We start from the raw sequence: 22016 nt of genomic DNA on the forward strand, positions 1-22016 counted from the left end.
ATCTAGTTCAACTTTCAAGAAAAGGTCGTACAGTGGAGTACATGACCACGGCATCCACCGGCGAGCCGCACTGGCTCTCCGACGAAGAGCAGAGCGTGTGGCGCGCGTACCTCCACGCCACCACGCTCATGGAGGACCACCTCGACCGCCAGTTGCAGCGCGATGCCGGCATGCCGCACATCTATTACGGACTGCTCGTCCAGCTCTCCCAGGCCCCCCGCCGCCAGAAGCGGATGACGGAACTGGCCAAGGACGCCAAGATCACCCGATCGCGGCTCTCGCACGCCGTCGCGCGCCTGGAGAAGAGCGGGTGGGTGCGCCGCGAGGACTGCCCGTCCGACAAGCGCGGCCAGAACGCGGTCCTCACCGACGACGGCTTCGAGATGCTGCGCCGGTCCGCACCGGGCCATGTCGACGCCGTGCGCCAGGCGATGTTCGACCGGCTCACTCCCGAGCAGGTGCGCTCGCTGGGCGAGATCATGCAGGTCGTCGCCGCCGGTCTGCAGCCGGAGGGCACGGACGCGGACCTGCCCTGGCTGCGCTGAACCGCACAGATCCTCCGCACCCGCACGCCCGCGCACCCGCATGCACGCGTACCTGCACGCCCGCACTCCCGCACGCGTACCTGCACGCCCGCATGTACGCGCACATACATGCGTGTACGCACCTGAGCCGTGACACGGAGGAACCGTGACGCGGATGAACCGTGACATGGCTGTGCCCCGGTCCCGCCGAAGCGGAACCGGGGCACAGCCATGTCACACGTCACGCACGGCCGTCAGTGGGCGACGACCGGGACCTTGAACTCGTCCTCGACCCCGTCGGTCTCACCCGAACCGGAGCCTCCGGTCGCCGGGCCCGCCGAAGGACGGCCGGCGTTGATGAAGGTCACCGCGATCGCGGAGGCCACCACCAGGATGCCGACGGCCCACCAGATGGCGCCGGTGAAGCCGTGCACCATCGACTGGAGCTTCAGCAGCTCCGGGTTCCTCGCGCCGAGCGCGGCGTGCGAGGTGGCGTACGCCGTCGCGGCCGACGCGGCGATGGTGTTCAGCAGCGCCGTACCGATCGCGCCGCCCACCTGCTGCGAGGTGTTGACCATCGCGGACGCGACACCCGAGTCCCGGGGCTCGACACCGTGCGTGGCCAGCGACATGGCCGGCATGAACGCCGTACCCATGCCCAGCCCCAGCAGCAGCTGCGCGGGCAGGATGAGACCGACGTAGGAGGAGCCGATCTCCAGCTGCGTCAGCAGCAGCATGCCGACGGCGGCGACCAGGAAGCCGGGGCCCATGAGCTTGCGCGCCGGAACCCGGGTCATCAGCCGGGCACCGATCTGCGTCGAGCCGGTGATCATGCCCGCGATCATCGGGAGGAAGGCGAAGCCGGTCCTGATCGGCGAGTAGCCCTTCACGACCTGGAGGTAGTAGGTCAGGAAGAGGAACAGCCCGAACATCGCGATGACGGCCAGACCCAGCGAGAGGTAGACACCACCGCGGTTGCGGTCCAGCAGGACGCGCAGTGGCAGCAGCGGCGACTTGACCTTGGACTCGATCAGGACGAAGGAGAGCAGCAGCACCGCGGAGGCGACGAACATGCCGATGGTCAGCCCGTCCGACCAGCCCGCGGACTCGGCGCGGGTGAACCCGTACACCAGCGAGACCAGGCCCAGCGCGGACAGGACCACGCCCGGGATGTCGAGCGAGGCGCGGTTGCGGCTGCCGGCCGGCTCACGGATCACGAAGTACGCGCCCGCGGCCGCGACGATCGCGAACGGGATGTTGACGAAGAACGTCCAGCGCCAGTTCAGCGCCTGGGTCAGGAAACCGCCGAGGATCAGCCCGACGGCGCCGCCGCCACCGGCGATCGCACCGTAGATGCCGAACGCCTTGGCGCGCTCCTTGGCATCGGTGAACATCACGGCGAGCAGCGACAGGGCCGCGGGCGCGAGCAGCGCGCCGAAGACGCCCTGGAGCGCGCGGGAGCCGAAGAGCATCGCCTGGTTCTGCGCCGCGCCGCCGAGCGCGGACGCCAGCGCGAAGCCGATCAGACCGACGACGAAGGTCCGCTTACGGCCCCAGAGGTCGGCGATCCGGCCTCCGAAGAGAAGCAGCCCGCCGAAGGCGAGGGCGTACGCCGTGATGACCCACTGCTTGTTGGCATCGGATATGTCCAGTGCCGTCTGGGCGTGCGGCAGCGCGATGTTCACGATCGTGGCGTCGAGCACGACCATCAGCTGCGCGAGGGCGATGAACGCCAGCGCTTTCCAGCGGCTGGGGTCCGGGAGTCGGATATCGGCTGTTTTTGGCATGGGGGTACCCACCTAAGGACGCGCACGCGCACGCAGGCACGCGAAGGCGCGAAGAGATTCGTGAACCGGGACGAAACGCCGGTAAAGGACAGACAGGGAACGGACGGACGGTGAACGGACAAAGAGCGAACGGACGGAGAGCGAACGGACGGAGAGCGAACGGGCAGACGGTGAACAGAAGACGGTGGACGGGCGGTCGGTGAAGGCGAAAGGAATGCTCAAGGCGTGGCGGTCGCGGCGGCCGTGACAACCGCGTCGCGCGCGCCCTGGCTCAGGAGCCCGGCGCGAATGTCATGGCCGGCGCCGCAGGTCCTCCAAGGTCGCCGCCGTTCCGGGCAGCTCGGACCGGGCCGGAGCCTGTAGTCCGTCCAGGAACAGCTGTAGATGGCGGTGGGTGAACCGGTCGATGTCCAGGCAGCCGATACCGGGCAGCGGACGGGTGAGCTGAGAGAGGGCGACGAGTACGTCACCGACGGCGATGTCGGTGCGCAGCCGCCCCGCGGACATGGCGCGCGCCACGAGCCCCTCGACGGCCTCTTCGAGGCGCCGGCGCTCGGCGAGCAGTTCGGGATGGTCCTTGTCGAAGCCGCCGGACAGCATCGGGCACAGCGCCCCGACCCGTTCGTCGGCCGCCGCGTGCACGAAACGGCTGAGCGCGGCGAAGGCGTCGGCCTCCTCGGCCGCCGCCTCTTCGGCGCGGTCGGTGGTCCGGGAGGTGACCGCGAGCACGACCTCGTGCACCAGCGCGGCCCGGTCGGGAAAGTTCCGGTAGAGGGTGGCATTGCCGACGCCGGCGCGCCTGGCGACCTCGTCGAGCGGCACATCGGGCCCGAACTCGACGAACATCTCACGCGCGGCCGTCACGATCCGCTCCCGGTTGCGCAGCGCGTCGGCCCGCGGACGGGGCGCCCGGGGCTGCGTCGCTCCGGTGGCGACTCGGCTGACGGTCTTCACGACGACGGCCTCCTTCTGCTTCCGCTTCTTCCACCACTCCTGCTGTGACGGTCGCCGTTGTCCAGGATGCAAGCTTCCCGTAACCGGGGACCGTCTCCCCGTTTCGCGGGGGACACCGATTCAAACGGGGAACAGCTCCCCGCTTATTTCCCCATTCCGATGTGACCTGAGCCACATCCCTGTGCGGGAAAACCAGCCGAACGGCGCACCCAACGAGCGGCACCGCACCACCCGCAACAGGCTGATCCGCAGAGCGCAGTCAGGGCCGGCCGACTGCCGCGGACCCCGAGGCGCTATATGCAGAAGCCCCGCCACCGGATACGCAGCCACCGCCGCCCGATCGCGCTCGCCTCCGCAACCGCCCTGGTCATAGCCGCGATGGCCACAGCGAGCAGCACTCTCCCGATAGCCAGCCGGGCCTCGGCAGGACCGGTGGCCACCGCCCGTTCCGCAGGCATCGCCCCGTGCCGGATACCGGCGACCATGGGCGTACAGATGTCGGAGGGCATGCCGACCCCGGAGGGCTACGCCCGCTCCACCGGCAGGATCCGCGCCCTCAACCTGATGATCGACTTCCCCGACGCACCGGGTGCCGGCAAGGCGATGGACCGGTACGCCGAATTCTTCCCGCAGACCACCGACTGGTTCCGGACCGGATCGTACGGCCGCCTCACCTATGTCCCCGACGCCCCGCTGAAGTCCTGGCTGCGGATGCCACTGCCGTTCTCGGAGTACGGGATGGAGCGCGGCTCACCGTACGAACCGGGCTACCGCCACCTCGTCCAGGACATCGTCACCGCCGCCGATCCCAAGGTGGACTTCGCCGCGTACGACCTGGTCAACATCCTGGTCACCCCGAACGCCGGCCCCTCGGCCCTGGACACCGTCCTGTCCGTGACCTTCTCCGGCAACGACGACGCCCCGAAGGCGGACGGCGTCCCCCTCGCCAACACGTCCTTCATCTACAGCCGCCAGGACGACGGCTCGGGATCGTTCAAACAGACCGGCTACCGGGTCCTGCCGCACGAGAACGGCCATGTCTTCGGCCTCCCCGACCTCTACACGATGGAGGGCGGCGGCTCGGTCGGGCACTGGGACATCATGTCCGAGGACTGGGGGGCCAACAACGACCTGCTGGGCTGGCACAAGTGGAAGCTCGGCTGGCTGGACAACAAACAGATCAGCTGCGCCGCACGCTCCGGCACCAGCGAGCACGTGCTCGGCCCGCTGGCCACCAAGGGCGGCACCAAGCTGGCGTTCGTACCGCTGAGCGGCGAGTCCGGCTACGCGGTGGAGGTACGGACCCAGGCCGGCAACGACCGGGCCATCTGCCGGCCTGGCGTGCTGATCTACAAGGTGAGCTCGGACGTCGACACCGGGCAGGGCCCGGTGTCGGTGGCGGACAGCACCAAGGGCAGCGCCGGCTGCACCCGGCTGCCCAATGTGCACGCCGAACTGTCCGACGCCACGTTCCAGCCCGGCGAGACCTTCACCGACCGGAGCAACGGAATACGCGTATCCGTGGTCGACAAGGACGAGAAGGGAAACTACCGGGTCCGCATAACGCGCCCCTGACCCCCCTGGCGCCCGCGACGCCCCTGACCCCGCTCGGCCCGGACCACACACCGCTCCCCCACCCTCACTCCCCCTCTCCCCTTCGCCCCTCCTCTTCGCCCACTCCCCCCTTCGGTCCCCCTCACTCAGCCCCCTTCGCTCAGTCCCCTTCACTCACCCCGGACCTCGGCTTCGACGGGTCCGCGCAGCTCGCGCTTGAGGATCTTCCCGGTCGGATTCCGGGGCAGCGGCTCCTCCCGTACGAGCACATGGGCCGGGACCTTGAACGCGGCCAGGCTGCGCCCGACGTGCGCCCGCAACTCCTCGACGGTGACGGTGGCACCCGCCCGCAGGCACACGACCGCGGCGACCTCTTCGCCCAGGACCGGGTGCGAAACCCCCAGCACCGCCGCGTCCTCGACGTCCGGGTGGTCGTGCAGCACGGCCTCGACCTCGACGCAGTACACGTTCTCCCCGCCGCGGATCACCATGTCCTTGATCCGGTCGACGACACTGACCCGCCCCTCCCGCACCACGGCGAGATCACCGGTCCGGAACCACCCGCCGGTGAACGCCCGGGCCGTCGCCGCCTCGTCGCGCCAGTAGCCGCGGACCAGGGACTGGCCGCGCAGCCACAGCTCCCCGACCTCGCCCTCGGGCAGCGCCTCGCCCGCGGGCCCGGCGATCCGCACCTCGGTGGTGGGGGTGGGGCGGCCGACGCTGCCCGGGTGGAGCCGGTACTCGGCGCCGAAGTTCGCCAGGACGCCGCCGCTGGTCTCGGTCAGGCCGTAGCCGTTGCGGGGTTCGATGCGGTCGCCGTGCCGGGCGGTCAGCCGGGCGACCAGATCGGGCGGTGCGGCGGCCCCGCCGGTGTTCAGCATCTGCAGGCCCTCCAGGCCGTCGCCCGTCCGCTCGGCAGCGGCCAGGAGCTGGAGCGCGGTCGCCGGGACGCCGGCGTAGTGGGTGACGCCGTGCGCGCGGATCAGCCGCAGCGCCTCCTCGGCGTCCCACTTCCGCATCAGCACGAGGGTGCCGCCCGCCGCCATCGCCGCGTAGAAGCCGGTGAACGCGGCGACGTGGAAGAACGGGAACGTCAGCAGCGACACCGGGGCGGGCCCCTGCCCCGGGATGAGCCCGCGCCCGAGCGCGGAGGCGGCCGCGTGGAACCGCGGGTTGAGCACCGCTCCCACCTGGGCGAGATGGGTGGCGACCGCGCCCTTGGGCCGGCCGGTGGTGCCGGAGGTGTAGATGATCGTCGCGTCGTCCTCGGGCCGGATCTCGACCTCGGGGGGCGCGGCGAGTGGATCGGCCGCGGGCAGATCCTCGTACCGCTCGATCCGCCCGGCTCCCCCGCCCCCGTCCGGGACCGTCCCCTCCCCGTGGAAGACGACCACGCGCGCCCCGTTGCCGGCCGCCCACCCGGCGACCCTGGGCAGCCGTTCCCCGTCCACCAGGAGCACCCGGGGTTCGCAGTCGTCGAGCGCGTACGTGAACTCTTCCTCGGTCCACCAGGCGTTGAGCGGTACGGCGACCAGGCCGGCCAGCTGGACGGCCCAGAAGGCGATCTGCCACTCGGGGTGGTTCCGCATCGCGACGACGGCCCGGTCTCCCGGGCGGAGCCCGTACACGTCGGCCATCCGGCAGGCCAGCGCGGAAGCGGCGGCGAAGAACTCGGCGTACGAGTAGCTGCGCTCCGCCGAGACCAGGAACGGCCGGTCCCCGAAGGCCCAGGTGGTCTCCACGAACTCCCGCAGCGTCCTGGGCCCGTCCGCGTACACGAGCGACCCGGCGTGCACCCCGTCCTCCACCCGGACCACGGCGAACGGGGCGCCCGGGCCGGTCAGCGCGGCTTCGATACGCGCGGCGGCCTCGGCCGCGGCTGCGGCGGCCTCCGGGTCGGGGGCGGCGGGGGCCGGGTCGATGTGCGGCACGAACGACCTCTCTAAGCGCTTGCTCAGTACATTCGCGACGCTATGCCCGCCCCCGCCCCGCGTCAAGACGCCCGAGCGGCGGCGACGAGCCCCTCCAGCCGGCCTTCGCTGACGACCTCGGACGCCGTCGCGGCGATCCGCCCGCGCACATCGATGACAAGGGTGACGGGCAGCCCCTGAGTGCTCAGCAACCCCTTGGGTAGCGCGAAGAACTGCTTGCCGCCCGGATCGAGAACGCTGGGATAGGGCATGTCGAACTCACTCACGAAGTCCCGCGCCTCGTCGGCGTACCGGTCCCGGTTGATCCCCAGCACAACGACACCCTGCTTCTCCATCTTCCGGTGGTACCGCACCAGAACCGGAATCTCCTTGCGGCAGGAATCGCACCGGGAGGACCACGCGTTGACCACGACCGTCTTCCCGGCGAAGTCGGAGAGCTGGACCGGCCTCCCGTCGATATCGGCCCCCATGAAGGCCGGCGAGACCGGGCGGTGCGCGTTCTCTATCGTCAGCGTGCCGTCCTTGTTGCGGTGGTATCCCGAGGGGGTACCCGGACTGCTGCCGCTGAACGCGATCACTCCGACGAGAACGACGGCAAAGGCAAGGGCGGCCAGGAAGGGAACATAGGGGCGTTTCATGGGGGGTCCTTCGACGAATCGACGGTCACCCGCCGTGCGGCACCCGGCCCGGAAGTCCCCGTCCCCCGACACACCACCACACCCCGCCCGCCCACACGGCGACACCAGCCACTCCGGGGAAGACCCGAGATCTGCGGTGCGTACAAGACATGCGGAAATACCCCCGTGCCTGCTGCACAACGGTTCTTGCTGGTCAGTCAGAACGGTACGCCCACCCCCAACTCCCCTCACGAACAGCCCCCTTACAACCCCACCCAAACCGACGAACGCACAGCCGGGGCAGCGGGGGGCGGGGCACGCCCGTGATGCACCCCGGGGCGGGACCGGGACCGGGGCCTTGGCCTGGACGCGGCCAGCTGCGGGAACAGCCGGGAGGCCAGGCACGGGGCTGGGACGAGGACAGGTAAAGGACCAGGCGCCAGGGCCCATGCACGGCCCCTGGCGCGGGCCCGGTACAGCACCGAGACCCAGGCCACGCGCGCACCCACGCGGCACACAACCGAGCACAGCCCACGAAGGCGGCAATGCAGGGCGACCCCCGCAGGCCTGATCCGCTAGGCTGTCAGCGGTCAGTCAGCCAGTAGCGGTCCGACCAGGACGCTTGTCTCACCGGGCGCGGCATCCCCGACAGGGTTTCCGGACCGGCTTCCGACAGGCTCCGCCTTCGTAGCTCAGGGGATAGAGCACCGCTCTCCTAAAGCGGGTGTCGCAGGTTCGAATCCTGCCGGGGGCACAGCACTAAGGGCCAGTTCAGAGGCTTGATCCTCTCGAACTGGCCCTTTTGCATGATCACGTCCGTGCCATGCATGTGCCACTGCGCCCCGGCGTCCCCCTACTGCTTGTGGATCAACACCCCCAACCGGTCGGCGATTGCGCGGTCCCGATCGGCGATCACGTGCTGATAGATCAGCGCGGCGCGGGCGGTGCTGTGCCTCATGCGCGTCATCAGCTCACGTGCTCGCCGTAGCAGCGACCAAGTTGTTCCCCGCGTGTCGAAGATCGTGAAAGTGGACATCGGCAGCGATGCCCACCGTGTCACGCGCCTTGGTCCAGTCGTCGCGAAAGTTGCTGCGCCGCAGCTGTCCGCCCTGGGGCCGAGGAAGACGTGACCGTCGCGGCCGGCTCTTCGTCGTCGACGAGCGAAAGGTGCCGGGGGAGATCGAACAGCTTGCTGCCGATGCGGCTGGACCACGCCGTGGTCGGTGACACCGAGCAGTCAGTGGGAGTCTGTTTCAGTCCTGCCTGTGCCTGACCGCTGACAGCGCCGCCACGAGCGCGTCCAGGTCTCCGATGTAGACGATGACTTCTTCGTCGTCGGCCGGGGGGTCGAATCGGGCGAAGAAGTCATCGAGGGCTTCGGGGGTGACAGTGAGGGCGTTGGCGTCCTTGCGCCGGTTGCGCTCGGCTAGGCGTCCAATCAGCTCTTCTCGGCCAGCAGGGAGGTGGACCACGACCGGGTGGCCGCCCGCTTCACGGGCGGCCTGCTGCCAGGCGTCGCGCTCGGCGCGCCGCCACAGCCCGTGGTCCAGGACGACGTCGTTGCCGGCCTCCAGCTCCCTGACGAACCGCTGCCGGATCGCCTCGACCACGGGCCGTTCGCGCTCGAAGTAGGTGTCCTCGGGGTAGTCCACGCCGTATCGGCCGTGGAGGCGGTGCACCTCCTCGTCCACGGACAGCCGCGTGTAGCCGTGGTCAGCCAGGGCCTGGGCGACGGTTGTCTTCCCGGAGCCGGTGATACCGGCCAGGAGAACGGCGAGCGGCACGTGGCCATCCCTTCCGCGACGAGCTGTCCGTGGGCGCGTTCATTCTCTCCGGTCCTGGCCGGTGTGCGCGTGCGGTCGCCAAGCCGTGACGATGCTGCGGGCCTCGCTGGACCAGCTGAACGGCATGCGGTCCAGGCTCACCCGGCGGAAGGCGAACCGCGGATCGCTGGTGTTGATCACGCCGCCGTGCTGGCCGACGTGCGACAGGAGGCGGCTGGCCTCGTCGCGCACGGCCGGAGTCTGTTCCTGCCATGTGCCGGTCGAGAAGTGCTGGACCCGGCGGCGGAGGTCGTCCAGGACACCCGGGCGCCACTTGAAGTGGTGAACCGCGCAGATACGGTCGGCATCCGGACGCTGTCCGGGGGCCCTGTGGTTGCCGCCCGCCACGGTGACATCGTGGCGGGCGAGAACGATCTTGCGGGGGTCTCCGTGCAGGAGCCGGTGGGTGAGGTGCCCGCCGAGGGGATAGGCGAGATCCAGTCCGCCTTCGGGCCTCCAGCCGGTCAGGCGCCCGCTCACGGCGATCCGGTCGAGCATCAGGCCGCCCACCACGCGGCGTCCGGACTTCTCGGCCTGAGCGATCACCCCACTCAGCGGGGCGGGGTACTGCTGGAACTCGTCGGCGTCGGCGAGCAGGTGCCAGCCCGGGCCAGCCCGATGGCGCAGGGCTTCTCTGAGCTGGGTGTTGGTGTGCTCGTGCCACGGGCCGACGCTCGTGCCGGTGGGGATGATGCCCAGTTCGCGGCTGGCGGCCTGTAGTCCGTGCCGCTGCTGGTCGGGCACGTGCTCGGGGAAGTGGAAGGCGATCAGGAACCGCTCTACGCCCAGCCACCGGTAGTGGCGGACCCAGGCGGCCAGCAGCGGGGGTTCGACCGGGCCGACGACGGCGATCAGCGCGGGAGGGGTGCTCAGCATCGGGGCTCCTTCGTACGCAGCGAGGCGAAGGTGCGGGCGAGGAAGTCGGCCTGCCCGGCCGCCGACCACATCCCCAACAGGTGGGGCGCCTCGGGGCCGGGCCGCTCAGGCGGCTGACGGATGACGCTGTGCAGGGCCTCGGCGAGGGCGTCCGGGGCGCTGGCGGCAAAGGTCAAGGCCCAGGGCCGGCCGCTCAGGCGGGCGGTGAGACCGGGGTCGTGGTCGGAGACGACCAGGGGAACGCCGAGGCGGGCGGCGTCCATCACGAGCCCGGACTCCTTGCCGACGCCGGGGCGGCGGGTGACCAGGGCGGCGTCGGCGGCGGCGTAGACCAGCCGCAGCACCGATTCGCTGACCGGTCCGGGCACCGTGTGGAGGCGGACGTTCGGCAGGTCACACCATCGGGCGAGCATGGCTTCGTCGAGCGGGATGCCGGTGACCACCAGGTGCAGCGGCTCCTTCAGCAGGGTCAGGGCGACGTCGATGCCTCCGATGTCCTTGTAGGGCCACCAGCCGCCGACCAGGCACACCGCGGCTTCGCTGGTGGGGATGTCGAAGGCGGTACGGCCGCCGTCGCGTTCGGCGTCGGTGAGGCAGCGGCCGTCGTCGACCGCGAAGGCCCGCACCACCGCAGGCAGGTCCGGGAAGGCTGCCGTGAACTGATCGACTACGGCCTGGGTCGGGCACACCGCCAGAACGTGCCTCTCGCCCCGGCGGGCGAGCCGGCCGAGGAACCGCACGGCGGCATCCTCGGTAGTGACTTGTTCGTGGACGAACCGCAGGTGTGGCAGCCCTCCGAGGAGAGCGACGGCACCGTGCAGGGCCTCGCTCGCGCTCAGGATCACCACCGCCTCGGCGCCGGGCTCCAGCTGGCGGGCGGTCCTCATGGCCGACGCCTCCGCAAGGCACCGGGCGACGAGGGTGATTTGGTGCGGCAGCCGCCGCAGGAAGTGCGGCCAGCGGCGCGAGCGGAAGACCCGCAGCCCAGCCCTGGAGAGCCCGGCCGCGAGGCGGGAGGCGGCCAGCAGTACGGCCGCCGGGTTCCCGGCCGGTGCGGTCACCAGCTGGGCCCCGGCCTCGCGCAGGGCCGCCACCGCCTCGTGGAGGATCCCGTGCGGGGCGATCACCAGGCTGCCGGGCCGGGCCTGGGCGAGGGCCACCAGTGTGCGCTGGTGGTGCCCGCCCAGGCGGTCGGCGTACGGCTCGATCAGCACCAGGGGGCCGGTCACCCAGCCACCGCCTGGTCCCCGTGGGCGGCGGTGAACCTCGCCCGCAGCCACGTGGGGTCGTTGAGGTGGTCGAACTTTCCGGGGGCGCGGGCCAACTCCCTGGCGAAGGCAACCCCTTCGCGGGCCCCGGCAGCGGCGTACGGGGCGAACTCGCCGTTGCGGCTCTTGGTCCATGCCTCCACCCGTTGGTGGGCGTCGCCGTCGGCCATGCCGTACTCGCTGCCGCGGGCGAGCATCGCGCACTCACGAAAACCGGCCTTCCACGCGTGGAAGGGGCTCTGGTTGAACCTCGTGATCCCCGCGGTCTCCTGGGCGAACTCGATCCGTCCGGGCAGGGCGGCCAGCACGTCCACGGCCTCGCCCATCTCTCGCAGGGCACTGCGGCGGACGAGTTTCAGCCCGCCGTAGCCGTAGGTCAGACCGTTGACCGGGTTGACCGCCCGCCAGACCCGCATCGACACGCCCTCGTCCAGCGGGTCCACCGTGGCGGGGTCGAAGCCGGCGTCGATGGCGAAGTCCCCGTCGGCGAGGAAGAACTGCTCGTGGTCGACGACCTCGGCACACAGACGATAGGCCCGGCGCATCCCGTGTACGCCGTGCAGGCGCTTGACCGTGCCGCCGAGCGTGCGCTGGAGCCGGGAGTGCAGAGAGGTGGCCATCGGCTCGTCGTACGAGAGGAGAACCGCGTCGAAGCCGTTCACGAGACGGCCTCCAGGTAGCGGGCCGCGATCAGGGCGGGGGCGAGGTCGGCGGTGGAGGCGTGGGCCCGCTTGGCGTGCAGGGCATGGAATTCGGTGTCCGTGGCCAGCCGTTCGGCCAAGGCGACGGCCTCGGCCGGGGTGGTGAAGCACAGCTCGGGGTCGATGTGCTCGGCGAGCCAGCCAAGGCGGGGCGAGATGACCGGAAGGCCCATGCCCTGGCAGTCGATCACGCTCATTGACCAAGGGCAGCCGGGCCGGAACGGGGCGATGCCGAAGCGCGCGTCGGCCAGCAGGTCCTTGTAGCGGACGCGGTCTCCCTGGTCGGAGACGACCTGCACGTGCGGCAGGGCGGAAAGCTGGTCACGCATCTTCTCGGGGCTGTCGTCCAGGCCCTTGCGCTCCGCCCGGCGCTGGCCGAACAGGTCCATGACCCGCAGCCTGACGGTGCCGGACGCGACCAGGTCGCGGGCCAGGTCCACGAACTGCCCGGTGCCGTAGTGCGCGTAGAGCCGGTGGTTGTAGACGCCGATCGCCCCGGCGCCGGAGGCGGGCTGCGTGGTGGCGGGGTCGCGTACCAGACGCTCGTCACGCGGGGCGGGCACCACTCGCAGCCTCTCGCCGAGGTCCACGGCCATCCGGGCGGCTGCCGCCGACACCCAGGACGCGGCCGTGGAGGAGTGGACCAGCACCCGGTCACAGGCGGCCAGTCCGGCGGCGAACGCCAGCAGCACCGGCCGCCCGAGCCCCGCGTCGTTCAGGGACGGGTCGAGCTGGAGCTGGCCGCCGCCCGTGAAGGAGAACGGCAGGTAGTGGCAGTAGCCGGCCAGTAGGGCGTTGGATCCGGCCTCCAGCAGGGCCGTGCGGATAGCCGGGGTCTCCTCGATCTGGTTGGCCACGACCACGTCGGGCTTCTCCGCCCGGATCAGTGCCACCAGCTCGTCGATGTCCGCGGAGAAGCGGGCCCGGTACTTCGTCCCCGGCACCTTCGTCTGGTGGAATCCGCAGCGGGCATCCCCGGCCGGAGCCGGGGCCGCGACCGTCACCTCCGCTCCGGCATCCGCCAGAGCCGGGGCAAGCAGGTCCGCGAAGATCCACCCCGAGTCGGCCGAAAGCCGGTCGGGGTTCGAGATGTTCAGCAGGTACAGCACGCGCATGTTGCTTCGCCTCCCTCATTCGCCCGGAGGATCGGTCCGGGCCAGTAAGGGAAGGAAAACGGCGACGCAGGCCGTGACGGGATGGTGAACTTGGATCACTCACGGTTCATTCATGCTCACCAACGATGGCGCGGGGCTTCGATGGAAGCGCAAGGCGAGGAGACCTCCGCCGAGCAGGCGGCCGAGGACTACGCGGCCGAGGTGGCGCGCTGGCGGGAAGTACGCGGCATGTCCAAGAGGGCGTTAGCGCTGGCCATGGGCTTCGACCCGTCCTACGTCAGTCACGTGGAGTCGGGCCGCCATAAGCCCAGCGAGGAGTTCTCGCGTCTCGCCGACGAGTCGCTGAACGCCGGGAAGGCGATCTGGAGACGCTGGTGCGACTACGAGCAGGCAAAGGCCCGTACCCGGCGGCCGGCGGCGGCGCCACCCGCCCAGCGCAGGCCAGAACAGCCGTATGCGACCGGATCAGCCCTCGTCGTCGAACACGACGCGGCACGGCTTCAGTACGACGGCAGCTCGTACCGGCTGACCATGCGCCGACGGTTGCGGAACACCGGCGAGGAGCCGGTGACCCGCTACCTGATCCGCATCTCCGTGGACCGCTACCCCGGAGACCCTGAGCAGTCCAACGCGCACTACCGAGCCCACCCGCTGACCTGGGACGAACTCGACCTCACCGCCACCTGCCGCGGCGAGACGATGCGCTGGCAGGCCAAACACGACCGCGACGCCTTCAAGGAAATCTGGCTGCTGTTCGACAACGAGCACGGCCGCTTCCCGCTCTACCCCGGCGAGTCCGTGTGGATCGAGTACGCCTACAACGTCGGCGACGACAAATGGGGCAACTGGTTCCAGCGAGCCGTACGCCTGCCCACCGAACAACTCGAAGTCCAGCTCGCCTTCCCCGCCGCCCTCGACCCCGTGGTCTGGGGCACAGAGACCTCGATGACCGCCGAAGCCTCCCCGCTACGAACCCCTCCCGTCCGCAGCGACCACGGTGAACTACGGCAATTCACGTGGATCACGACCACACCTGCCCTGCACGCTCGGTACCGTCTGGAGTGGCGGTTCCGGGCGCGACCCGAACACGAAACGGACACGGATCAAGGGGAGTTCAGTTGATGGACGTGCGGCCCAGCCAGCAGATGCGAGATCTCGGAGTCGTCCAGCACGGCGCCGGCATCCTCGCCGAACCGGCCCGGGCCTTCAATCTGCCCGCCGAGCGCGACGAGGCCGAACGCATCGTGGACGAGCTGTTCGCCGCCATGGAGCGAATCGGCCAGGTCCACCCCTTCGCCAAGGGCATGGGCATCGCAGCCCCGCAGGTCGGCATCGCACGCGCCGCCGCCGTCGTCCACCCGCCCAGTGACGCCCCCGCCATCATCCTGCTCAACCCGGTGATCACCGCCCGCTCCGACGAGGTAGATGAGCAGTACGAGGGCTGCTTGAGCTTCTTCGACGTCCGCGGCCTCGTCTCCCGCCCACTGAAAATCACCGTCGAGACCACCGCCCTGACCGGCGAGACCGTGACCACCGTGTACGAACGCGGCCTCGCCCGCCTCATCCACCACGAGATCGACCACCTCGACGGCTTCCTCTACACCACCCGCATGCGCACCGGAGTGGAGCCGATCCCCGTGGAGGAGTACCGGCAGACCGGACGGGCTTGGGCATACGAGTAGGCCCGAAATCAGCGACCTCGGCGCCCACCGATGGTGCTGCCACAGCAGAGTCACTCGCGGCTCATGAGTTGGGCGAGAAGCGCCACCACCGCCGTGGCTCCCACCAAGGCCGCCCCGGCTTCGGGCGTATTCAGGGTCAGAGCGAAGACAAGGACTCCGACCAACAGGAGGACTACGAGGCGCACGCTGATCTGTTCCATGAGGATCTACCTTCCATGTGGCACCGACTGGGTTGTGCAACCAGCGTGGGCGCCTCACGGACTGCCCTGACGGCTCAAGACGATCGCTGACAGCATCGGCCAAGAACAGCCGCTCAATGACAGCGTGTGACAGATCCTGACGCTCGTGAGTGCAGGCGCCGACCCGCATGACCTACACGAACTGACGCAGAATCATCAGAAGGGGGCAGAGACGGTGGTCGCTCAGCCGTGGAAGAGGCCCGAGTTGGCTGACCAGCCTGACCTGAAGAAGCTGAACGACGAGCTCCACGATCTGCGGCTTGACGCAGGGCTCCCATCAGCGCGGACCATTCGCGACCGCGTCGGGAAGGATGCGCAGGACTACTGGATCGTGAATCACCAGGCAGTGCTGGACACCTTCCAGAAGCCAGATCGCCCACCGTGGGGCCGCCTTGAGGTCATCGTTCACGTGCTGGCCGAGGTCGGTGGACACGACGATGTAGACGGTGAGGTCAGCCGTTTCAAGGGCATGTGGAAGCAAGTCGTCAGGGAAACAGTCACCCAAGCGTCAGTACAGCCTCCAGCGGATAGCGCATCTGCCGACGATGACGACGTGGACGACACTGCTGCCCCTTCCGAGGACTCGCCGAAGCAGGACACGAAGGACTCGGGCGGGCAAGCAGCGGAAGACCCACCGACTGGCAGAGAGACGCCATCCAGCCGTGAACGAGCCACTGCACAGTTCAACTACGCGGAGGAGTCCCTGAAAGGGCTGATTCTCAACGCAGCCCAGGCCCTTTGGTACGACAAGGACGCGTTAAGGGTGTTTCTTGGTGTGGTCCGCCGCAGCGATGGCTTCTCCAGAATGGCCGATGCCGCGGAGGAGCGACGGCCGGCGAATGCGACGTTCTACGGCGTGAGGAGCCGAGAGTTCGAGGTGCCCATCTCTCCAGCACGACTGGAGCTGGTCACACTGCACAGGCGCCTCGACGAACACAGATTGAAACGCAAGTGGTCCTTCACCGACATGGAGAACCAGACAGGCGTCTCGTCGGATGCGTGGATCCGCTGGTACACCCACGATGAACTGCCTGAGCGCGATGCGCTCGTCGCGTTCTCTCACATGGCAGGGCTCCAAATGGAGGATCACGTCCTGTTGCTCGGCCTCTGGGACGCGGCCCGTGCTGCCTTGGAGGCACAGAAGCGCTCGGACGTGTTGCCGCCCAGTATCAGCTTCGACGAGGCGTGGTCGATGCGTGACCCGGCGGCAACGAGGATGTGGGCACTCGCAGGAGTCGGAGGCGCCGGAGGCGAGGATCTGACCACGTATGGCCCTGATCTCGCCTCCGGTACAGTACCCGCGTTCGCCGTGGCCGGGCCCCCTGGGGCAGGTCGCTCCACGGCACTGGTGACCATGGCGCGCTCTCTGCTCGCATCGGGCACCCAAGTCGTGTTGGCCGCGCCCAGGCCTTCGCCTCTACGGGAGTTGGCTGACCGAGACGGCGTGGTGGCCTGCTTCGATCAGGAAAACATCGGGCACGACGAGTTCGAGGAGGCGTTGTCGGGCGCGTCCCCTCAGGAGCCGATCGTTGCCTTGATGGACGACGCGGAGGTCTTGGGCGAGTGCGATGCCCGGCGTGTGCTGCGGAACCTGCTGGAGCACGGCTTCGACGAGGGCACGGCGCTGGTCCTGGCCGGCGACGAAGGCAAGCTCCGGCCGCACTATCCCTGGTTGGACAAGGCGAAGAAGGCCCACCGCGGCCTCCTTCTGTCTCCTCAAGAGCGGCACGCCGGTGATCGGATCGGCATCAAGACGGGAGACTCCGTTGTCGGCAGGCCAATCGCTCCTGGCCGGGGATGGCTGCACCTTGGGGACGGCAATCTCTTGGCGGTGGCCGTGCCATGTTGAGGGGGCGCCTGATCGGTGCCCTGCTCACGTAGCCCGCGCAGGCGGAGGGGATCGAGTGGAACGGATTCAGCACACATGAGGCCGGGAATCACCGCGAACATGTGAGAACTACGGAGGAGGGATTTCCCGGGCCAGACATACCTCGACCGACGTTCATGCAGGTCACGGCCTTGATCAGGGAAAACTCCTAAAGCGGGTGTCGCAGGCGGTCTACGCTGCTGCTCATGATCGCCAAGGTGCAGTGCGTGGTGTTGGACTGTTCCGATGTGCGTGAGCTTTCCCGGTTCTATCTGGCGCTTCTCGGTGGCGCGGTGGATCGGCCGGACCCTCGGTGGTCGCTCGATGACAGCTGGTCGACCCTCCATACCGACTCGGGGTTCGTGCTCGCGTTCCAGCGGGTGGAGGACCACCGGCCGCCGCAGTGGCCGGATGCCGCTCACCCGCAGCAGTTCCATCTCGATCTGGGTGTCACGGATCTCGATCTGGCCCAGGAAGAGGTGCTCGGGTTCGGAGCCTCGCTGCTCGATGCCGGTGAGGGCACGCGTGGTTGGCGGATCTACGCGGACCCGGCAGGTCACCCCTTCTGTCTCGTTCGCGACTGACCGGGATCGACGTCTGCCCACTTGGGGTTGGGGACGGTGCGTTCCTCAGTGCGTGTCAGGCTTTCGACGCGGTACCCGCCGAGGGCCTGGCACCGGTCGCAGTAGAGGACGTAGCTCCCCACCTCCTTCGCCACATGGCTCAGGGTCATCGGTCCGCCGCACTGCTCGCAGGGTCCGTACGGGCCGGCGGGGGCGTCGGCGTACTCGTGGCGGGGCAGTTCACGGGGTTCGCAGAACATGCCGGGCAGGGTGTCGTTCTCGATGGCGGCGCGGGGCAGGCCGTTGAGGCCGAAGAAGTTGCCCAGGGCTGTGTACAGGAGCTCGTACGAAAGGGTGTCCGGGGGGACTTCGCCGTCCTCGTCCGCGTCCGCGTTCCGTCCCAGGGCGGCCAGGGCGGTGTTCAGGAGGTCGGGGCGGGAGCCGTTGAATCCGCTGTCGGAGTAGCCCCAGAGGTGCTGCCCGTCGTGCATGACATCGAGCTGGGCCGGGTCCATGCCGGTGTGGACGGCGCTCACGGTGCGGATGCCGTGCGAGGGGTGGTGGCCGTACGGGCTCCCGGGGCCGGTGCGGCCGTGTTCCCAGTACGCGGTGCAGGGCAGCAGTACGAACGACCAGCCGTTGCCCGCGTCCCCGATGCGGCCGATGTCGGGGACGGACCGTTCCCACGGTGGCGCGGCCCGCTCGATCGCCGCGACGGTTTCCGCGTCCAGTACCGGAGAATCCGGCGGAGCGCCCAGTCGCACTGCCAGTTCCTCGGCCGGTATGCCCTCCGCGAAGGTGAGGTAGCAGCCGTACAGGCCCCGGTCGAGCCAGGCGAGCCCATCTCCGTTTTCGATCACGCGGGCAAGCCTAGGGCGTGCACGGAAGTCCGATCCGGTTTCAGCGGCCGTCGCGGCGGCGTTCGTACCGCCACACCTCGTCGAGTTCGTACTCGTACGAGGTCCCGGGCGGTGCGGGAGGCAGGCGGCGGGCTCCTTCCACGCACCGTTCGTCGTCGTGGCGGGCGAGGCCCTGAACGGCGCTGACCCGGACCGCGCGGCTCGCGTCGTCCAGCAGCGCGGCCATCGCCTCGGCCAGTTCGGGGGCGCGGTCCCTGCTGTCGGCGACCGTGCGACAGGCGCCCTGCCGGACCTCCGCGTCCGGGTCCGCCATCAGGTCCACCAATGCCTTGCGGACCGTGGCGGAGAAGGCCGGGGTCCACCTGTCGAAACCGGAGGCCACCGCGTGTCGCACGCGGGGATCGGGATGACCGGCATGGGACAGCAGGCGCTCGTCGCCGCGCGGGTCGGCGTGCTCGGCGAGGCCGGTCAGCAGCTCGGTGAGCACCGTACCGTCCTGTTCCCGGGCCGACCGGTTCAGGAACAGTTCCAGCGTGGGAGCCGCGAACCCGTCCTCCTCGCTCTCGTCGAACAGGTGGGTCAGCCGCAGCACTTCGGCGCCGAACAGCCGGTGCACCGGGTCCGGGTCGGCGCTGAGGGCCGCCGCCGCGTCCCAGGTCTCCCGGTCGCGGCGGTGGGACAGGAGGAAGGTGGAGGCCGCCCAGGTGGTGTGCTGCTGGTCGGGGTGGGTCAACGCCCGGTCCAGCAGCTCCTCGAAGGGAGTTCGGAGACCGAGTGCCTTCTCCAGCTCCGTCAGGATCGCCGCGGGCCCGTCGCGTACGGTCGCACCGCCGAGGGTGAACTCGTCGACGTCGGTGTACTCGTCGTCCTGGACGTGAGTACGGGCGACCGCGCCCTGTGCGCCCGTACGGCGCCGCAGTTCCGCCTCGACGCCCGTCTCGTACCAGTGCCGGGCGAGGCTCCGCGCCTCCAGCAGTTCGGTCTCGCGGTGGCGGTGCCACTCGGCGGTGTCGTGCAGAGTGGCACCGACCACGGCGGGCGAGCCCGAGTCGACGGCCTTGCGCAGTGGTCGCACGCCGTCCGGTCCGCACCGGTCGGGGTCGGCGCCGTGTGTGACGAGCAGGCGGACGACTTCGTCGGCGTACGCCTCTATCGCCAGGCACAGCAGGGGAGTTCCGTTCCCGTCACACGCGTCGGGGTCGGCGCCTGCCGAGAGCAGGGCTTCCACCGAACGGGCGTCGCCGGCCCGTACGGCGGAGAGCATTTCGGATGCCGGCGTCGGGGTGGCGGGGTCTGTAGACGCAGCGCCCGCACCCGCGTTCGCGTTGGCACCCGCGTCCCCGTTGGCGTTGGCGTTCGCGCCCCCGTTGGCGTTCGCGTCCCCGTTCGCGCTCCCGTTGGCGTTCGCGCTCCCGTCCCCGTTCGCGTCCCCGTTGGCATCGGTGCTCGCGCCCATACTGTTGTGCTCGTCCCCGTTGTTCCTTGATCGGGCGTCAGCCCGGGTGGTCGCCGTCGTCCTGTGTCCGTCCCGGGTGCTCGGCCGTCACCGTACCGGTGAGCGGCCGGGCCGTCACGGCAGTCAGCCGGCAGAGGCCGCAGCCCGCCCCGGCGGTGAACGCGAGGGCCCAGGAGCCGGAGGCCGCGAAGCCCGCGAGGACGAGGGCGGGGGCGCGGCGGGAAGCCAGGGCACAGGGCCGATACCCCGTGGCAACCAGGAACGAGGCTCCCGGATCACGCGGAGCCGAAGAGGTGCAGAGGGTCCGTCAGGTCTCCTACGGACTCCGCGTAGTAGTCCGACTCGGCTACATGAAAGGCGAGTTGGCGAAAGGTCCAGCCCGTTCCGGCCGAGCGGTCGAGCTCGTCGGGGGTCAGGGTGTCCAGGCGGTTCGCCCAGATCCTGGCCAGTCGGGTGAGCCGACTGCGTGCTTCGTCGAGGTCGGCTCCGGTGAAGGGGGCGAGGTCGGCCGCGGTGGTGGTCGCCGAGGCGTGCCAGTGATCGGGCTGCGTCTGCTCGCCGGCCAGCCGGGCCTCCATCTCGGCGAGGTGGTCGACCATGTGGTCGGCGACGCGGCGGATCGCCTTGTGCGGGGTGTAGAGCCGGTCACCGGCGGGGACGGGACGGCCGTCCCAGGAGGTCCAGGTCGCGGCCAGGGCAAGGACGCGGTCGACCATGGTCGTCAGGAGCTGCGCGGGGTCGCGCTCGTCCGTCGTCAGGGTCTCGGCGGAGCCATCGTCGGAACCGCTGTCGGGGCCGCCGCCGGGGCCGACGTCCGAACCGTTACCGGGGCCGACGTCCGAACCGCCGCCGGAACCGCCGCCGAGGCCGACGTCCGAACCGCCGCCGAGGCCGACGTCCGAACCGCTGCCGGGGCCGATGTCGGAACCGCCGCCGGGGCCGATGTCGGAACCGCCGCTGGAACCACTGCCGGAACCGCCGCTGGGACCACCGGCGAGGCAACCGGCGGAGCCGACATCGGAACCACCATCGGGGCTGTAGGGCCTGTCAGGGATGCCGACGCTGTCGGGGATGCCGACTCTGTCAGGGATGCCGAGGCTGTCGGGGATGCCGAGGCCGTCGGGGGCTTCGGAAGTGGCGGGGGCGTGCTTCGTTTCCGTCATGGGGTGACGCTAGATCGGTGACTCTTCGGCACCCGCCGAACCGTTCCCACCCGCTCCGGGCCGAACCGGCGCCGCCGTTCAGGAAGGCAGGGACGCCGCCATCGCCGCCGCCGCCCGGCGCACCCGGGCCGCGTCGTCGCGGACGGTGCGGCTGAACTCCATGTGCAGGAACGGCACGCCCTGGTCCTCCGCCTCCCGGCCCTGTACGTTGCCGCGGCCCTCCAGTGCGCAGCGGCGGGCCCAGGCGCGGCAGACGGCGAAGCCCTCGTGGCGCAGTGCCGTCGCGGCGCGGCGGGCGGTGGGGAGGCCCTTGTCCGCCGAGCCCAGGGAGGCGATCACGTCGTAGTCCGGTTCGGTGCTGTCGGCGAAGCCGTGGACCTGGAGACCGGGGAAACGGCGTGCGGCCAGTTCGTCGCAGACGGCGTCGAACACGGTGTCCCTGCGGTGGGCCACGTCGGCGCGGCCCTTCTTGTCGGCGTTGCGATGGGCGCCTGCCATGACCAGTACGCCGCCCCGCCGGGCCCGCAGTACTCCGATGCCGAGTTGTTCGCTGCCCGAATCGGCGACCGGGTGCGGGACCTGCACCGACCAGCGGGACGTGGCGCTCAGGTCGATGTAGACCCGGCCCCAGCCCCGGCGGCCCTCCGCCGCCCGGTCGGCGATCTCCGCGAACCTGCGGCCGGTCGCCGTGTCGGTGTACGTCCTGATGCCGAAGTCGATGTCGTCGAGGCGGCGGCCCGCCTCGGCCCGCCGGCCGTCGAGGAAGAGGCCGACGGCCTCGGCGGCGGTACGGCGCTGGGCACGCAGCGGCGGCACATAGTCACTCCGGGCCACCGTGTCCCTGGTGAAGTCCGTGACGCGGCGCGCGAGATCGACGCGGTCGCGGTCACGATCAGGGTCGCCGGCCGTGGAGCTCCCCCGGCGGCCGTCCCCGTTCGCGGCATCCGCCCCCCGGCCACCGAATGGTACGAAAAGGGCCACAAGCGCCCCCAGGGTGACGACCGTCACGGCAATACCGATCAGTGTTCGCTTGATC

Annotated in this window: 21 protein-coding genes and 1 tRNA gene; 7 read left to right on the forward strand and 15 right to left on the reverse strand. The window is 70.1% G+C overall.

Annotated features, from left to right (window positions below; all coding sequences use genetic code 11):
- The first annotated feature begins 32 nt into the window (after window positions 1-32).
- Window positions 33-545: a MarR family winged helix-turn-helix transcriptional regulator gene (locus ACGF8B_RS23405; protein ID WP_266418153.1), complete on the forward strand. Its 513-nt coding sequence runs from the start codon at window positions 33-35 to the stop codon at window positions 543-545.
- A gap of 233 nt (window positions 546-778) precedes the next feature.
- Here ACGF8B_RS23405 and ACGF8B_RS23410 read toward each other — a convergent pair whose 3' ends face one another.
- Window positions 779-2311 (reverse strand): MFS transporter, encoded by a 1533-nt coding sequence (locus tag ACGF8B_RS23410; protein WP_392741675.1) that lies wholly within the window; start codon window positions 2309-2311, stop codon window positions 779-781.
- Between the two features lie 291 nt (window positions 2312-2602).
- Window positions 2603-3265, reverse strand: coding sequence for a TetR/AcrR family transcriptional regulator (locus ACGF8B_RS23415; protein WP_392741678.1), 663 nt, complete (start codon window positions 3263-3265; stop codon window positions 2603-2605).
- A gap of 297 nt (window positions 3266-3562) precedes the next feature.
- On the opposite strand from ACGF8B_RS23415, the gene ACGF8B_RS23420 reads away from it, so the two are divergent.
- Window positions 3563-4840 (forward strand): M6 family metalloprotease domain-containing protein, encoded by a 1278-nt coding sequence (locus ACGF8B_RS23420; RefSeq protein ID WP_392741680.1) that lies wholly within the window; start codon window positions 3563-3565, stop codon window positions 4838-4840.
- A 149-nt stretch (window positions 4841-4989) separates the two neighbouring features.
- Here the strand turns inward: ACGF8B_RS23420 and ACGF8B_RS23425 are convergent, their stop codons facing one another.
- Entirely contained in the window at window positions 4990-6750 is a 1761-nt protein-coding gene (locus ACGF8B_RS23425) for a class I adenylate-forming enzyme family protein (RefSeq protein WP_392741682.1), read from the reverse strand.
- A gap of 62 nt (window positions 6751-6812) precedes the next feature.
- Complete coding sequence (locus tag ACGF8B_RS23430; RefSeq protein ID WP_392741686.1) at window positions 6813-7388, reverse strand: TlpA family protein disulfide reductase; 576 nt, start codon at window positions 7386-7388, stop codon at window positions 6813-6815.
- 660 nt (window positions 7389-8048) lie between these two features.
- Here ACGF8B_RS23430 and ACGF8B_RS23435 point away from each other — a divergent pair.
- Window positions 8049-8121, forward strand: a tRNA-Arg gene (locus ACGF8B_RS23435).
- A gap of 99 nt (window positions 8122-8220) precedes the next feature.
- Here ACGF8B_RS23435 and ACGF8B_RS23440 read toward each other — a convergent pair.
- The 6 genes from ACGF8B_RS23440 to ACGF8B_RS23465 form a co-directional block, all read right to left on the reverse strand.
- The gene (locus tag ACGF8B_RS23440; protein WP_392741689.1) at window positions 8221-8325 is read right to left on the reverse strand and encodes an integrase; all 105 of its coding nucleotides are present in this window, start codon (window positions 8323-8325) and stop codon (window positions 8221-8223) included.
- Between the two features lie 295 nt (window positions 8326-8620).
- Window positions 8621-9151, reverse strand: coding sequence for an AAA family ATPase (locus ACGF8B_RS23445; protein WP_392741692.1), 531 nt, complete (start codon window positions 9149-9151; stop codon window positions 8621-8623).
- A 39-nt stretch (window positions 9152-9190) separates the two neighbouring features.
- Window positions 9191-10066, reverse strand: coding sequence for a glycosyltransferase family 2 protein (locus tag ACGF8B_RS23450; RefSeq protein ID WP_392741695.1), 876 nt, complete (start codon window positions 10064-10066; stop codon window positions 9191-9193).
- Window positions 10060-11295: a hypothetical protein gene (locus tag ACGF8B_RS23455; protein WP_392741698.1), complete on the reverse strand. Its 1236-nt coding sequence runs from the start codon at window positions 11293-11295 to the stop codon at window positions 10060-10062. Before ACGF8B_RS23455 ends, ACGF8B_RS23450 begins: the two co-directional genes overlap by 7 nt.
- Window positions 11292-11996: a hypothetical protein gene (locus ACGF8B_RS23460; RefSeq protein WP_392741700.1), complete on the reverse strand. Its 705-nt coding sequence runs from the start codon at window positions 11994-11996 to the stop codon at window positions 11292-11294. Before ACGF8B_RS23460 ends, ACGF8B_RS23455 begins: the two co-directional genes overlap by 4 nt.
- Window positions 11993-13150: a glycosyltransferase gene (locus tag ACGF8B_RS23465; protein WP_392741703.1), complete on the reverse strand. Its 1158-nt coding sequence runs from the start codon at window positions 13148-13150 to the stop codon at window positions 11993-11995. Before ACGF8B_RS23465 ends, ACGF8B_RS23460 begins: the two co-directional genes overlap by 4 nt.
- Window positions 13151-13291: 141 nt before the next feature.
- On the opposite strand from ACGF8B_RS23465, the gene ACGF8B_RS23470 reads away from it, so the two are divergent.
- On the forward strand, window positions 13292-14272 hold the full coding sequence (locus ACGF8B_RS23470) for a multiprotein-bridging factor 1 family protein (protein WP_392741706.1): 981 nt from the start codon (window positions 13292-13294) through the stop codon (window positions 14270-14272).
- Window positions 14272-14832: a peptide deformylase gene (locus ACGF8B_RS23475; protein ID WP_392741709.1), complete on the forward strand. Its 561-nt coding sequence runs from the start codon at window positions 14272-14274 to the stop codon at window positions 14830-14832. The genes ACGF8B_RS23470 and ACGF8B_RS23475 overlap by 1 nt, the downstream gene beginning before the upstream one ends.
- A gap of 50 nt (window positions 14833-14882) precedes the next feature.
- Here the strand turns inward: ACGF8B_RS23475 and ACGF8B_RS23480 are convergent, their stop codons facing one another.
- Window positions 14883-15032: a hypothetical protein gene (locus tag ACGF8B_RS23480; RefSeq protein WP_392741711.1), complete on the reverse strand. Its 150-nt coding sequence runs from the start codon at window positions 15030-15032 to the stop codon at window positions 14883-14885.
- Window positions 15033-15177: 145 nt separating this feature from the next.
- On the opposite strand from ACGF8B_RS23480, the gene ACGF8B_RS23485 reads away from it, so the two are divergent.
- Complete coding sequence (locus ACGF8B_RS23485) at window positions 15178-16920, forward strand: ATP-binding protein (protein WP_392741714.1); 1743 nt, start codon at window positions 15178-15180, stop codon at window positions 16918-16920.
- Between the two features lie 224 nt (window positions 16921-17144).
- The gene (locus tag ACGF8B_RS23490) at window positions 17145-17522 is read left to right on the forward strand and encodes a VOC family protein (RefSeq protein WP_392741716.1); all 378 of its coding nucleotides are present in this window, start codon (window positions 17145-17147) and stop codon (window positions 17520-17522) included.
- Here ACGF8B_RS23490 and ACGF8B_RS23495 read toward each other — a convergent pair.
- The 4 genes from ACGF8B_RS23495 to ACGF8B_RS23510 form a co-directional block, all read right to left on the reverse strand.
- Complete coding sequence (locus tag ACGF8B_RS23495) at window positions 17495-18361, reverse strand: hypothetical protein (protein WP_392741719.1); 867 nt, start codon at window positions 18359-18361, stop codon at window positions 17495-17497. The genes ACGF8B_RS23490 and ACGF8B_RS23495 overlap by 28 nt on opposite strands.
- Before the next feature lie 40 nt (window positions 18362-18401).
- Window positions 18402-19817, reverse strand: coding sequence for an ankyrin repeat domain-containing protein (locus tag ACGF8B_RS23500; protein WP_392741722.1), 1416 nt, complete (start codon window positions 19815-19817; stop codon window positions 18402-18404).
- Window positions 19818-20092: 275 nt separating this feature from the next.
- On the reverse strand, window positions 20093-20980 hold the full coding sequence (locus ACGF8B_RS23505; RefSeq protein WP_392741724.1) for a hypothetical protein: 888 nt from the start codon (window positions 20978-20980) through the stop codon (window positions 20093-20095).
- 78 nt (window positions 20981-21058) lie between these two features.
- The gene (locus ACGF8B_RS23510) at window positions 21059-21988 is read right to left on the reverse strand and encodes a hypothetical protein (protein ID WP_392741727.1); all 930 of its coding nucleotides are present in this window, start codon (window positions 21986-21988) and stop codon (window positions 21059-21061) included.
- Window positions 21989-22016: the final 28 nt, after the last annotated feature.

Source organism: Streptomyces sp. NPDC047917, assembly GCF_043204345.1.
Lineage (GTDB): Bacteria > Actinomycetota > Actinomycetes > Streptomycetales > Streptomycetaceae > Streptomyces > Streptomyces sanglieri.